Annotated in this window: 14 protein-coding genes; 4 read left to right on the plus strand and 10 right to left on the minus strand. The window is 37.5% G+C overall.

The features are described 5' to 3' along the window. Positions 1 to 2: 2 nt before the first annotated feature. The 3 genes from N9Y32_02020 to N9Y32_02030 all read right to left on the minus strand — a co-directional run bounded on the left by N9Y32_02020 (position 3) and on the right by N9Y32_02030 (position 2,715). A complete protein-coding gene (locus N9Y32_02020; protein ID MDB2589786.1) occupies positions 3 to 920 on the minus strand; it encodes a DMT family transporter in 918 nt (305 codons plus the stop codon). Further along, the gene (locus N9Y32_02025; GenBank protein ID MDB2589787.1) at positions 910 to 1,998 is read right to left on the minus strand and encodes a cupin domain-containing protein; all 1,089 of its coding nucleotides are present in this window, start codon (positions 1,996 to 1,998) and stop codon (positions 910 to 912) included. The genes N9Y32_02020 and N9Y32_02025 overlap by 11 nt, the downstream gene beginning before the upstream one ends. A 90-nt stretch (positions 1,999 to 2,088) precedes the next feature. Beyond that, entirely contained in the window at positions 2,089 to 2,715 is a 627-nt protein-coding gene (locus N9Y32_02030) for a 2OG-Fe(II) oxygenase (GenBank protein MDB2589788.1), read from the minus strand. A gap of 343 nt (positions 2,716 to 3,058) precedes the next feature. Here N9Y32_02030 and N9Y32_02035 point away from each other — a divergent pair, with 343 nt between their 5' ends. Further along, a complete protein-coding gene (locus N9Y32_02035) occupies positions 3,059 to 3,838 on the plus strand; it encodes a DUF3050 domain-containing protein (GenBank protein MDB2589789.1) in 780 nt (259 codons plus the stop codon). A 48-nt stretch (positions 3,839 to 3,886) separates the two neighbouring features. Here the strand turns inward: N9Y32_02035 and guaB are convergent, their stop codons facing one another. Genes guaB through N9Y32_02050 form a run of 3 tightly spaced genes read right to left on the minus strand, consistent with a single transcriptional unit; the run spans position 3,887 to position 8,744 of the window. Continuing rightward, positions 3,887 to 5,347: an IMP dehydrogenase gene (gene guaB / locus N9Y32_02040; protein MDB2589790.1), complete on the minus strand. Its 1,461-nt coding sequence runs from the start codon at positions 5,345 to 5,347 to the stop codon at positions 3,887 to 3,889. Beyond that, positions 5,348 to 5,995: a TIGR04211 family SH3 domain-containing protein gene (locus tag N9Y32_02045; protein ID MDB2589791.1), complete on the minus strand. Its 648-nt coding sequence runs from the start codon at positions 5,993 to 5,995 to the stop codon at positions 5,348 to 5,350. 1 nt (position 5,996) lies between these two features. Beyond that, on the minus strand, positions 5,997 to 8,744 hold the full coding sequence (locus N9Y32_02050; GenBank protein ID MDB2589792.1) for a valine--tRNA ligase: 2,748 nt from the start codon (positions 8,742 to 8,744) through the stop codon (positions 5,997 to 5,999). A 54-nt stretch (positions 8,745 to 8,798) separates the two neighbouring features. Here N9Y32_02050 and N9Y32_02055 point away from each other — a divergent pair, with 54 nt between their 5' ends. Both N9Y32_02055 and N9Y32_02060 read left to right on the plus strand, forming a co-directional pair. Continuing rightward, entirely contained in the window at positions 8,799 to 9,059 is a 261-nt protein-coding gene (locus N9Y32_02055; protein ID MDB2589793.1) for a GIY-YIG nuclease family protein, read from the plus strand. Then, positions 9,056 to 9,271 (plus strand): transcriptional antiterminator, Rof, encoded by a 216-nt coding sequence (locus N9Y32_02060; GenBank protein MDB2589794.1) that lies wholly within the window; start codon positions 9,056 to 9,058, stop codon positions 9,269 to 9,271. Before N9Y32_02055 ends, N9Y32_02060 begins: the two co-directional genes overlap by 4 nt. Positions 9,272 to 9,299: 28 nt before the next feature. Here the strand turns inward: N9Y32_02060 and N9Y32_02065 are convergent, their stop codons facing one another. Further along, on the minus strand, positions 9,300 to 9,920 hold the full coding sequence (locus N9Y32_02065) for a class I SAM-dependent methyltransferase (GenBank protein MDB2589795.1): 621 nt from the start codon (positions 9,918 to 9,920) through the stop codon (positions 9,300 to 9,302). A gap of 48 nt (positions 9,921 to 9,968) precedes the next feature. Here N9Y32_02065 and gloA point away from each other — a divergent pair, with 48 nt between their 5' ends. After that, on the plus strand, positions 9,969 to 10,355 hold the full coding sequence (gene gloA, locus N9Y32_02070) for a lactoylglutathione lyase (protein MDB2589796.1): 387 nt from the start codon (positions 9,969 to 9,971) through the stop codon (positions 10,353 to 10,355). Between the two features lie 21 nt (positions 10,356 to 10,376). On the opposite strand, the gene recR is transcribed toward gloA, so the two are convergent. The 3 genes from recR to dnaX are packed head-to-tail and all read right to left on the minus strand — an operon-like array spanning position 10,377 to position 12,922. Continuing rightward, positions 10,377 to 10,961 carry a recombination mediator RecR gene (gene recR, locus N9Y32_02075; protein ID MDB2589797.1) on the minus strand — a complete coding sequence of 195 codons (585 nt, stop codon included), beginning with the start codon at positions 10,959 to 10,961 and terminating at the stop codon, positions 10,377 to 10,379. Positions 10,962 to 10,978: 17 nt separating this feature from the next. Continuing rightward, a complete protein-coding gene (locus N9Y32_02080) occupies positions 10,979 to 11,302 on the minus strand; it encodes a YbaB/EbfC family nucleoid-associated protein (protein MDB2589798.1) in 324 nt (107 codons plus the stop codon). A 15-nt stretch (positions 11,303 to 11,317) separates the two neighbouring features. Further along, positions 11,318 to 12,922 (minus strand): DNA polymerase III subunit gamma/tau, encoded by a 1,605-nt coding sequence (gene dnaX / locus N9Y32_02085; GenBank protein ID MDB2589799.1) that lies wholly within the window; start codon positions 12,920 to 12,922, stop codon positions 11,318 to 11,320. Between the last annotated feature and the right edge of the window lie 25 nt (positions 12,923 to 12,947).

Genomic DNA, 12,947 nt, shown 5'->3' on the forward strand with positions numbered 1-12,947 from the left:
TTTTATTTTATACCGCTTTTATAAGCGGTTTTTTTTAAAATTTTTTCGCCATATTCATAGATAGCAAGACCAAATAAAACCAGGCTAATGCCAATTATTTGGGCAATACTTAACTGCTCATTATTAAGTGATGAGCCTAGTAATAGCGCAAATATTGGTGTAATTAGAGGAACAATACCAACCACTCTAACACTGGCATTTTTAATTAAATAATAATAAGACATAAAACCAATAACGGAACCAAAAAAAGCTAAATATCCAATCGATAGTGCCGCTTTCAAGCTAGTTTCAGGAATTTCACCACCAAGTACAAGCCAACTAATAATAAACAGAGGTACGCTAACAATAAGTGCACCGGTTGTCGTTTCTAAAGCAGATATTTGTGAATTAATTTTTTTAAGTTTAACGGAAATAAATGCTTGAAAAGTCATTGCTAAAGTAACACTTATAAGACCGGTTAATAATGTTTCTGCAAAAACAAAGGAATGTTTAAAAATCATAAAAAGACCTGCAAGGCCTAATAAAAGACCGATCATTTTTCCCAATGAGAAAAAACTATCTTTAAGAAGTATTAGTGCAAATACGCCCGTAATAATGGGTGTTAGTCCAAAAACAACAGATATTAGCCCTGATGGAATACTAAGAGCTGAGTAATAAACCAGGCTCATGGTTATAAAAATACCCGCTCCGGCATAAAAGTAATTAGCCAGGGATTGTTTATCTAATGATAGTTTTTGTTGTTTGAAAAGTAATATCAGTATGCAAAATATCAAACCAAGAAGCATTCTACTGGCAACACTAAAACTAAAACTTGAGCCTATAGTTGACCACTGAATTGCTAACGGTGTGGTTGACCAAATAGCAACTACAGATATAAAGATGCCATAAACAGGCTTTATATATTTTTGTTTAAATTTCATACACCATGTTTAAATTAAATAGCTGCTGTGCTAATGTAGGAAGGCTTTTAGCACTTAGCGTTCTCTTGTTACAAAAATCAATTAAGCTTTTTACATCAGTTTCTCTGACATTGATTGGCAGACCATTTAGAAAGATTTGAATCTCTTTATCTGATAATAAATAAGCAATTTTGCATGCTGAATGTAGTTGATATATTTGACCAGGTTCGAATTCGATACCTTGCTGAGTATATTCAAATTGCTGCAAAATTTGAACATCTAAGGTATCAAGCTTGGTTACAAATTTAGCAAAATCAATGGCGCTAATTTCAGAAGTTTTATTAGCCATTTGTATAGCGGAATCTGGAATGAGTGCAGGGGTGTTAGTGTTGACCCATATTGGGTCTTGATAGTATTGATTGTGCGTATTATGAGTGTCAGAATGACCAAACATTTCCTGATTACTATAAGATCGATAGCCAAAAGAAAGCGTGATGCAGTCATCGCTCATGCTTTCGCCATGATGTGCTATTTTGGGCGGTACATATAAAACATCACCAGGCTCAGCGATAAGAATTTGCTCTGGCACGAACTTATCCATAATCCTTAGTGGCATACCTTCTAAGTAATTATCAAGTGTGCAAAACTGTGAGCTTAGTGCCCAGTGGCGCTGACCACTGCCTTGGAGTAGAAATACATCATAATAATCAAAATGAGGGCCGACACTCCCATCTTGAGCGGCGTAAGAGATCATGACATCATCAAAACGCCAACGTGGGATGAAATCAAAATGTTTAATCAAATCATGCACTTCATCAAGTTGACGATCAACTCCTTGAACTAGAAGCGTCCATTCTTTCTTTGGCAATGTTTCAAAAGTAGTTTCTGAAAATGGGCCTTGAGTTAGAGACCACTGCTGATTAATAGTAGATCCTGTAATGAGGCGTGATTCAAATTCCTCCTCTAGTGAGAGACCTGCTAACTCATCAGGTGAAATTGGAGAAATGAAATTTGGCAAAGCATGTTTAATAAGCAAAGGTTTTTTTTGCCAATAATCAGTTAAAAATTCTTGCTCAGATATTTTTCCAAAATGTATCAAGATGTTTTATTGTTAATCATAATGCTTGTAAATGGTTACATGTAATAACTAGGATTGTTAATTTTAAAAAATTAGATTATTTCAGCTTTATTAACGATCCAGACGTTTTAAGAAGTTATCACGAGACCCGGCATTGATCCAGCCAGTGGCAATCGTTTTGCTTAGTTCATTATTCACCCGTCCACGATGAATATGAGAGGGGGAGGCTGGAAAAATCAGAAGCTTTCCACGCTCTGCCAACTCATGATGCTTTTGCCAGTGAAATTCGGTACCAGCTTCTGTTACAGAGTCACAATATAGGATCCAGGCCAGTACTCGATGCTCTGGCTCAGTGACTTCGTCACTAATTGTCCAGTCGCAGTGCCACTGACGAAAACCCTCACCGGGAGCATAGCGCTGTAAGTTAAATATAGGCATTACAAATAATTCCTGGTCTGGACAAACCTGGCGAAAAAAAGGTCGTTCTTGTAAGTATCGCTCTAGTCCTGCTGACACGCCACGAACGATTAGATCTCCAAGTGCGAATGCCTCAGGGTCAGAGCGACTGATAGAAACGAGACTAATATCTGTTGAGACTTTAGCTGGCTCTGTGTCATTGCCACCTGCTCCAAAAACTACACCGGGACGCTGTAGATCTTTACGTCGATCAAAAAAGTCCATGATAGCGTCAGCAACAGCTTCGTAGCCAGAATTCTGGTAGTGTTCGATCAGTTGCATATTGAGACCAGCTGAGATTTTAAAAAGATGATTATACTTTGTTTTATATTATGCTGAATTTTACTAATAATCACTACCATCTCCATTCTTTGCCTAGATTAATTACTTATCATTTTATTATACTTCGCTTAAAGGCGTGAGTGTTAGACCCTTGGTTTTTCTAATAATATCACTTTAAATTAGCGGGTTAAAAAGAGATTAGGCTCATAAAAATCAAGGCAAAATAGAAAAAAATATGTTGATTGCTTGCATCTATAAATAAGCAGTATATTGGTGGTTTAATTTATAAATCTAGTCTTAGATTTTTTAGACCACTGTGTTTCATATTAACGATAAAAAACTTATGTCAAAAAAAATCAATAGCAATATCATCGCCTCTTTTAAAAGTCAGCTAGAAGATCATCCAATATATGATGCCGTTTCTACGATTGAAGATCTTCAATGCTTTATGGAGCATCATATTTATTCTGTTTGGGATTTTATGTCTCTTATAAAATATCTGCAATACACCATTGCACCTACTCAGTATCCATGGACTCCTAGAGGAGAGGGTGATGTTAGAAGGTTTATTAATGAATTGGTACTCGAAGAGGAGTCTGATGAAACTAATATTCCTGGTGAATACTCAAGCCATTTTGAGCTTTACCATAAAGCTATGGAGGAAATCGGTGCTGATACATCTGCCTCTAAAGCTTTTATTAAAACCGTTAGAGACAAAGGTGTTGATATAGCGCTTGAATCTCACGATATTCCAAAACCTTCTAAAATATTTACATCAACAACATTTCAATTTATACAAAGTGATAAGTCCCATCAAGTGGCGGCTGCTTTGGCATTAGGTAGAGAGCATATAATTCCTTGCATGTTTCGCTCAATTTTGGAAAAAATTGGCGTATCTGAGACTCAGGCGCCAATTTTTCATTATTATCTAAACAGGCATATTCATCTAGATGAAGATTTCCACGCACCACTTTCGTTAAGATTGCTTAATGGATTATGTGACAGCAATGAGGAGAAAGTGCAAGAGTCAATAGACGCTGCACAGGAAGCTGTAATAGCTAGAGTGGAATTTTGGGATGGTGTTTTAGAGGCAATAAAAACACCAAGTGACAAAACAGCATGATAAAGATTTTCTTTATCTAAAAATTCTTATTCTATAAATATCTAAGAATTATTGATGATAGTTTGGCGCTTCTTTAGTGATGCTCACATCATGAACATGTGATTCAACCATGCCTGCTGAAGTTACTTGTACAAAGGTAGAGTTAGTTCGCATTTTTTCAAGTGTTTCACAACCTGTATAACCCATAGAAGATCTAACACCACCAATCATTTGATGGATGATAGGGCGAATAGAGCCTTTAAATGCAACGCGTCCTTCAATACCTTCAGGAACTAGTTTATCTGCTTTAGAGTCTGATTGGAAGTAACGATCAGATGAGCCGTGTGCTTGATTCATGGCGCCAATAGAGCCCATACCGCGGTAAGATTTGTAAGCACGACCTTGGTAAAGTTCAATTTCACCTGGAGATTCTTCAGTACCTGCAAGCATTGAGCCAAGCATAACGCTATAAGCACCAGCAGCAAAAGCCTTGGCGATATCACCCGAGTAACGAATACCGCCATCAGCAATCAAAGGAATACCTGTGCCTTTAAGTGCGTCTGCAACATCAGAAATAGCTGTTATTTGTGGAACGCCAACACCCGATACAATTCTGGTTGTACAAATACTACCTGGGCCAATACCAACTTTAACACAGTCTGCGCCTGCTTTTACAAGATCAAGTGCAGCGGCACCCGTGGCAATATTACCCGCAATGATGTTTAAATTTGGGTGTTTGATCTTGGTTTTTTTAACGCGATCAAGTACACCTTGAGAATGGCCATGAGCCGTATCGATAACAATAACATCAACACCAGCTTCCACCAATGCATCGATACGAGAACCTGTGCCTGAAGCCACACCAACTGCAGCGCCAACACGTAATTGTTCTTGTTCATCTTTACAAGCATTTGGATGATCGGTTGAATTTTGAATGTCACGAACCGTGATCATACCTTGAAGATCAAAAGTATTGTTAGTGATAACAACGCGCTCAATACGATGTTGTTGCAGTAGTGCGCGAACTTCAGACATGTCCGTGCCTTCCGTAACTGTAACCAACTTGTCCTGAGGCGTCATTAAGTTGGCAACCGTTTCATTAAGGTTGGTTTCAAAACGAACATCACGACCTGTAATCATGCCGACAATCGTGTTGCCTTTAACAACAGGAAGGGCGGAGATTTTGTGTTTCTTTTGCTTGTCTAATACATCTCTAATACTCGCTTCAGCATTAATTGTAATTGGCTCACGAATAATGCCAGATTCAAAACGCTTGACCTTGCGAACCTCATTGGCTTGTTCTTCACTAGACATGTTCTTATGAATAATGCCAATACCACCTTCTTGAGCCATGGTGATAGCTAACTTTGCCTCGGTAACCGTATCCATTGCCGCTGATAAAATTGGCGTATTTAAGGTGATATTTTTAGTGAGCTTTGTTGACATGCTAACCTCTTTAGGCATAGTAGTCGAGTGTGCTGGTACTAACAATACATCGTCAAATGTTAGTGCGGTTTTTAATAAGTTCATTTAATATCTCCTGCGGTTGGCAAAGTTTGGAAAAATAAAGCCAATTAAGATTCCAAAAAATAAAACAAAGCTACCCACAATAAACCAGTTTCTAGAGCTGGAATCTTGCGTAGCAGTGTTGTTGTTTGTAAGTAATTGAATTTCAGATTTTAGCTGTAGATTTTTAGTAATCAGCTTTTCATTAGAATGTTCTAGCTTTAAGGCATCTTTATAGACTTCTTCAATATGCTCTTTTTCAGCTATAGATTTACTGGTTTTAATTGATAGCTTAGTATTTTCCACTTTTAATGATTGCACTTCAGACTCAAGCTCAGTTTTACTTTTAGAAAGCTTAATCAAGAGTAACTTATTAGCGTTATAAGTTTGTCTAAGTTTTTCTAATTGAGCTCTTGCAGGTGGATTATTAGACAAGTAGCGAGAGATAATCCAACCAGTTGACCCTTCAAATTTGACTTGAGTCCAACCATCTTCAGTCGCCTGAAGAATTGACATTTTAGATCCAGATGGAAGTGAACGCACAATGTTGTCACCAAAAACTTTCTCAGAGCGCATTGGGATATCCACCTGATCCGTAATATAAATAAATGACTGTGCACCCACTAGTGAACTTAGTAGTAATAAGGTGACGCTCAGATATTTAATTCTCATATTATAATTTTGATATTTTATCTAATTGTTCGTTTAAATCGCCAATAGCAACAAGTGTGGCGTTAAGTCTTTCACGTTCAACATCTACAATGGCTTTTGGCGCTCCAGAAACAAATTTTTCATTGTTTAATTTACCTTCAAACTGCACCTTTTGCTTTTCTAATTTTTCAATTTCTTTACTGAGTCGAATAATCTCTTGGTCTTTATCGATTAATCCGGCCAATGGGATTAAAATTTTCATTTCTCCTACTAATGCCGTTGCCGATTCTGGCGCCTCTTCATTAGTGTTAAGTTTATCAATACTTTGCATCTTAGCAAGAGCATTTAAGATATTTGCATTATTTTGTAAATATAGCTCATCAGATTGACTGAAATTTTGTACAAAACAAGGTAGTGGCTTAGAAGGTGGAATATTCATTTCACCACGAATTTTACGAATACCTAGAATGAAAGTTTGCAGCCATTTAATTTCTGCTTCAGAGTCTTTAGAGTTTAATGATTGATCAACTTCTGGATATGACTGCGTCATAAGACTGATACTGTCGCCACCTGAAATGGTATCGCACTGCTCAAAGATTTCTTCGGTAATAAATGGAATGATTGGGTGTAGTAAGGTAACCATTTCATCTAACACTTTGATCAAAGTTGCTTGTGTGCCAGCTTTAGTTTTATCATCTTGTAATAGTGGCTTAGATAACTCTAAATACCAATCACAATAATCATGCCAAACAAATTCATACAATTCTTGGCTCATTAAGTCAAGTCGATAACTATCTAGGTGTTTTTTAACATTAGCCTTGGTATCTTGCAAGCGAGATAAAATCCATTTATCGGCAGTTGAAAGTTGTGCTGATGGATTAATAGTTTCCCCTTCAAGATTCATTAAAACAAAACGAGAAGCATTCCAAAGCTTATTACAAAAGTTACGATATCCTTCAACTCGCTTTAAATCAAACTTAATATCACGGCCAAATGAAGCTAGTGCAGCAAATGTAAATCTAAGGGCATCGGTACCAAAAGCAGGAATTCCATCAGCAAATTCTTGCTGAGTTTGCTTCTTAATTTGTTTAGCCATCTTTGGCTGCATCATACCTTGGGTTCTTTTTGTTAGTAAATCTTCTAAAGAGATACCATCAATAAGATCAATTGGATCAAGCACGTTACCTTTAGATTTGGACATCTTTTGCCCTTGTCCATCTCGAATAAGACCAGTAATGTAAATATCTTTAAAAGGCACTTCGTCTGTAAATTTAAGCCCAAACATAATCATTCTGGCTACCCAGAAGAAGATAATGTCAAAGCCAGTGACTAATACATTGGTGGGATAAAATCTAGCAAGATCTGGTGTTTTTTCTGGCCATCCTAGCGTTGAAAAAGGCCAAAGTGCAGAAGAGAACCAAGTATCTAGTACATCGTTGTCCTGGGTAAGATTAACACCTTCTCCAGCTTGGGTTTGAGCCTCTTCTTCAGAGTTGGCAACAAAAATGTTACCGTCAGCATCATACCAAGCAGGGATGCGATGACCCCACCAAATTTGCCTAGAGATACACCAGTCTTGAATGTTATCCATCCAATTAAAATAGGTTTTATTCCAGTTTTCTGGAATGAAGCGAATGTCTCCGTTTTTAACCGCGTCAATAGCAGGTTTTGCTAATGGGGCTACCTTAACAAACCATTGGTCTGTCATATAAGGCTCAATCACTGCATTAGTTCTATCACCACGAGGTACCATAAGTTTATGTGGCTCGATTTTTTCCAATAAACCTTGCTCATCTAAATCTTTAATAATTTGCTTGCGTGCATCAAATCTATCCATGCCAATGTATGGCGTATCAACAGCATCGTTAATTTTGGCATCATCTGTTAGGATGTTGATAATTTCAAGATTATGGCGCTGACCCATTTCATAGTCATTAAAGTCATGAGCAGGGGTGATCTTTACACAACCCGTACCAAACTCCATGTCTACATAATCATCAGCAATAATACTAATTTTTCTATCAGTTAATGGCAGATCAATAGTCTGACCAATCAGATGTTTATAACGAGAGTCTTCTGGATGAACTGCTACAGCACTATCACCTAGCATGGTTTCCGGGCGAGTTGTTGCCACCACCATTGTTTCATCAGAGTTGGTAAGAGGGTAGCGCATATGCCATAAAGAGCCCTGCTCTTCAACACTAATAACTTCAAGATCAGAGACGGCAGTATGCAAAACAGGATCCCAATTTACCAGGCGCTTGCCTCGATAAATCAAACCTTCTTGATGCAGTTGTACAAATACCTTTTTAACAGCGTCAGATAGGCCTTCGTCCATGGTGAAACGTTCTTTTTCCCAATCAACTGATGAGCCGAGTCTGCGCATTTGAGAGGTAATAGTGTCACCAGACTGTTCTTTCCAGTCCCAGATTTTTTCAATAAATTTTTCACGACCTACATCGTGACGAGTAATATCTTTAGCAGCTAGTTGGCGTTCAACCACCATTTGTGTTGCAATGCCTGCATGATCTGTGCCAGGCTGCCAAAGGGTTTGCTCACCTTTGCCTCGATGGTATCGGGTGAGTACATCCATGATGGTGTGTTGAAAAGCGTGCCCCATGTGCAATGAGCCAGTAACATTTGGCGGCGGTAACATGATTGAATAGGCATTCTCACTGGTAGAATTTGCATCAGACGAGAATAGATTTTTATCTTCCCAAAGAGCTCGATATTTCGCTTCAATTTGTTCAGGGTTGTAGGTTTTTTCCATTAATTTATAAAGATGGATTAAACTTTGCAATTATACTATAAAGGGATTAATAAATTGGATAATAAAACTTGGTTGGTGTATTTATTAAAGTGTGCTAATAACTCGTTATATTGCGGAATTACCAACGATTTATCTAGGCGTTTACGCCAGCATAATGGCGATATTAAGGGTGGGGCGAAATACACTCGAGCCAACGCACCTTGTCGGCTGGTTTATCAAGAGGTAATGAAGGATAGGTCTGAGGCATCAAAACGCGAGTATGAAATCAAACAAATGGACAGAAGTGTCAAATTAGCACTGATCAAGTCAAAATGAGCATATATCAAAAAATCTCTTGTGAAGATCATAGTATTTTTGAGCTGGTTATTATGCGCGCTCAATCGATGATGGTTGTTATTGAAGGTAAATTAGTTAGAATCAAGCCGATTGATCTTGTTACTCAAAAAGGTGCTGAATTCTTAATATTTGTTGATGAATATGGTCAAAAGCAGCGGTTTCGAGCTGATTTAATCAATATTCAAAAATAAAAAAACATGCTGTATATAAATAAATTTATTATTTAATTACTTTTTTTTGCAATAAAAAATAATTAAATTTTTGAAAGCTGCCATTAGGATGAGGGTGTGATTCAGTAGTAGTTTTGATAAGTTTAAAACTTTGACCTAATAATTGTGTAATTTTCTTTTCATCATATTGCATAACCTTTAATTCAGAGCACTCTGTAGGCCCATCTAGAGAGAAGGTTGCTAGTAAGAAATAACCATCTTTTTGAAGATAATCATAAAGTTTTTGAATGTAAATCTGTTGATCATCTGGATTAGTTAGAAAATGAAAAACAGCTCGATCATGCCAAAGTTTAAATCGCTTTTTTGAAGAAAATTCCAAGATATCTTGATTATAAAAACTCACTTGGTCTTTTTCAGACTCCAATCTTTTTTGGATGGCCTCTATGGCATTTTTAGAAATCTCTAGCAATGATAGCTTACTATAACCTTCACTAAGTAAATTATCTGCCAATCTTGAAACGCCACACCCTATATCAATAATATCATCATCTTGCTGAGTGTATTTTAAAATCCAATCCAGTGAGATAGTTGAGCGATCTTGATGCCAACTAACCTGGTCGTGTTTTTTAGTGGTATAAACTTTGTCCCAGTGGGAGAAGCTGTCTGTCATTGATTTGGCGATTATAATAATGAGTCTTTGGATTATAAACGAGTTATTATGAGAATTTTGCACACAATGCTTAGAGTTGGCGATCTAGATAAATCAATTGGATTCTATACGCATGTTTTAGGCATGAGTTTGTTACGTCAAAAAGAATATTCCAAGGGAGAGTTTACATTGGCTTTTTTAGGTTACGGACCTGAATCTGTTCATCCTGCTCTTGAGCTAACATACAATTGGGGTAAGCATGATTATGAAATTGGTACTGGATTTGGCCATATTGCCATTAATGTTGATGATGTTTACGAAGCGGTAGCTAAAGCCAAAGAGCAGGGCGCAAAGGTTATTAGAGAAGCGGGGCCGATGAATGCAGGTGATACGATTGTAGGTTTTTTACAAGACCCAGACGGCTACGAAATCGAGCTACTATCTAAAAAATTCTAACAGGTATTAGATGAAATAAATTTAGTCGTAGTTTTTTCGACCAGATAAAGCATGGGCGATGGTATTAATATCCGCATATTCCAGCTCTCCACCAATAGGAATACCGTGAGCAATGCGTGTAATTTGCACATCAAATTGTTTAGCCATGTTGCTAATATAATGCGCGGTTACCTCGCCTTCAACGGTTGCATTGGTCGCTAAGATAATTTCCTCCACTTTTTGATCTTGTAATTTTTGTTCAAGTTCATTTAGGCCAAGCTCACTAGCACCAATACCGTCAATAGGGGAAAGATAGCCACTTAGTACAAAATACTTTCCCTTGTAAACGCCACTTTGTTCAATAGCATGGATATCAGCTGGAGTTTCCACCACGCAAAGCTGAGTATCATCACGCACTGTATTGGCACAGATATTACACAGAGTTTTTTCACTTAAAGTTCTGCAAGAATGACAATGCTGAACATGTTCCATTGCATCAACCAAAGCTTTAGCAAGCTCAAAGCCACCATCTCGATTGCGCTCTAATAGGTGGTAAACAAAACGCTGTGCAGTTTTACTTCCAACGCCTGGTAAGGCGCAAAAAGCTTTATTGAGGGATTCAATCATAAGTTAAGAATAAACCTTTAAAACGGCAAATTCATGCCACCAGGTAGATTCATTCCACCGGTTGCACCTTTCATTTTTGCCTCAGATGCACTAGAGATTTGTTGGGCGGCATCGTTCATTGCGGTCAGAATTAAATCCTCGAGCATATCTTTATCATCCATCACCATTTCATCAATTTTAATATTTGTAGCCGTATGTTCGCCATTTATCGTGATTTGAACTGCGCCGCCGGCTGCTTGCCCAGTTGCACTTAAGGTTTTAATTTCATCTTGTGCTTTTTGCATATTGTCCTGCATTTGCTGGGCTTTTTTCATCATTCCAGCCATTCCACCTTTAAACATAAGTAACTCCTTTGATTAGTGTTTGGTTATCTCTTTAATTGAATTAATGTCAACTTTTGCGTTAAACGCTTGCTCTAATTTTTGCACTATTTCGTTATTTAAAAACTCTTGCTGAATATTAGTTAAATATTGATTATGAGCTTGTGTTTCTTTTTGTGCAAGGGTTTGTTCTGTGAGCTTATTCAAGTCAATCGCTAAAGTTAGGCTTGGGTATTGAGCTTGAAGACTTGTAAGTATGTTTTTTTGTACGTGTTCGCTGAGTAGATTAGCAAACTGTTCGTCAAGTGCAAGTGTTAGTGTATTGTTGGCAAAAGAAGTAAACAAGGTGTTTTTAACTAACATTTTTGCACCACCAGAAAGATTAAGCGATTGACTAAGAGTCTCCCATTCTTGCTGATTGCTAATTTCGGAAATTTCACTAGAAGCTTTGGATTTTGAAGACTTTTCTTTGGTTATCGGAGTTACTAACGCTTCAGTGATGTTATTATCAGATTGGCGTTTAGGCTCGATTTTTAGAGTTTTTTTTTCTATAGGATTTTGGTTATCAATATCACTATGGAAAGCAATCATTCTTAAAAGAGTCATTTCAAAGCCAATTTGTTCGCTTGGTGCCAGAGGCATATTTTGTCCGCCATCAATGGCCATTTGATAAAAAATCTGTAAATCTTGATTAGAGATATGAGCAGCTAGCTCCTGAATGTCATCACTTACTCCGTCATTAATAATTTGGGCTAATGAGATTTGATGAAATAAAGAACTTAGATCTTTTAAAGCATTAGTTAGATTTTCACCACGATGAGCTAAATCTCTAATAAATTTAATCACCGCTTTTGCATCTTGATTAAACAAATGTTTGGCTAATGTAAGGATATCATCATGATGAACCAAGCCAAGCATTGCTTTAATGTCTTTGCTAGTTACTGTGCCATTTCCATATGAAATCGATTGATCAAGTAAGCTAAGTGCATCACGCATTGAGCCATTACCAAAATCAGCAATTTGATTAAGCGCAGCTTCTTCGAAACTCAAACCCTCAGTATTCATGATAAATTTTAGTTGACCTAAGATCTCATCATGGGTTAGTTGTTGTAGGGTAAATTGCAAGCAACGAGATAAAACAGTGACTGGAAGCTTTTGCGGGTCTGTTGTTGCTAGTAAGAATTTAACATGTTCTGGCGGCTCCTCAAGCGTTTTAAGTAGGGCGTTAAAACTACTTTTAGAGAGCATGTGAACCTCGTCGATCAAGTAAATCTTGTATCGATTTTTAGTTGGCATATATTGCGCATTTTCTAACAATTCGCGCATGTTATCGACACCAGTATGCGAAGCTGCATCCAGCTCGATTAAATCAACTGATTGACCTTTGTCAATTTCGATACAAGTTGCACATTGGCCACAAGGCGAAGAACTAACACCTACTTCACAATTGATGGATTTGGCAAAGATGCGTGCAATGGTAGTTTTTCCGACACCACGAGTACCAGTAAATAAAAAACCGTGGTGTAAGTTATTAGCATCTAGCGCGTTGACTAGGGTTTTTTTAGCATGAGTTTGCCCAACTAATTCGCCAAACGTATGCGGGCGGTATTTGCGGGCTAGGACTTGATAATGCTCACTCATGCTTAAAAGGATAATTTAAAAGTGG

It is taken from the genome of Candidatus Thioglobus sp., assembly GCA_028228555.1.
Classification (GTDB): domain Bacteria; phylum Pseudomonadota; class Gammaproteobacteria; order PS1; family Pseudothioglobaceae; genus Thioglobus_A.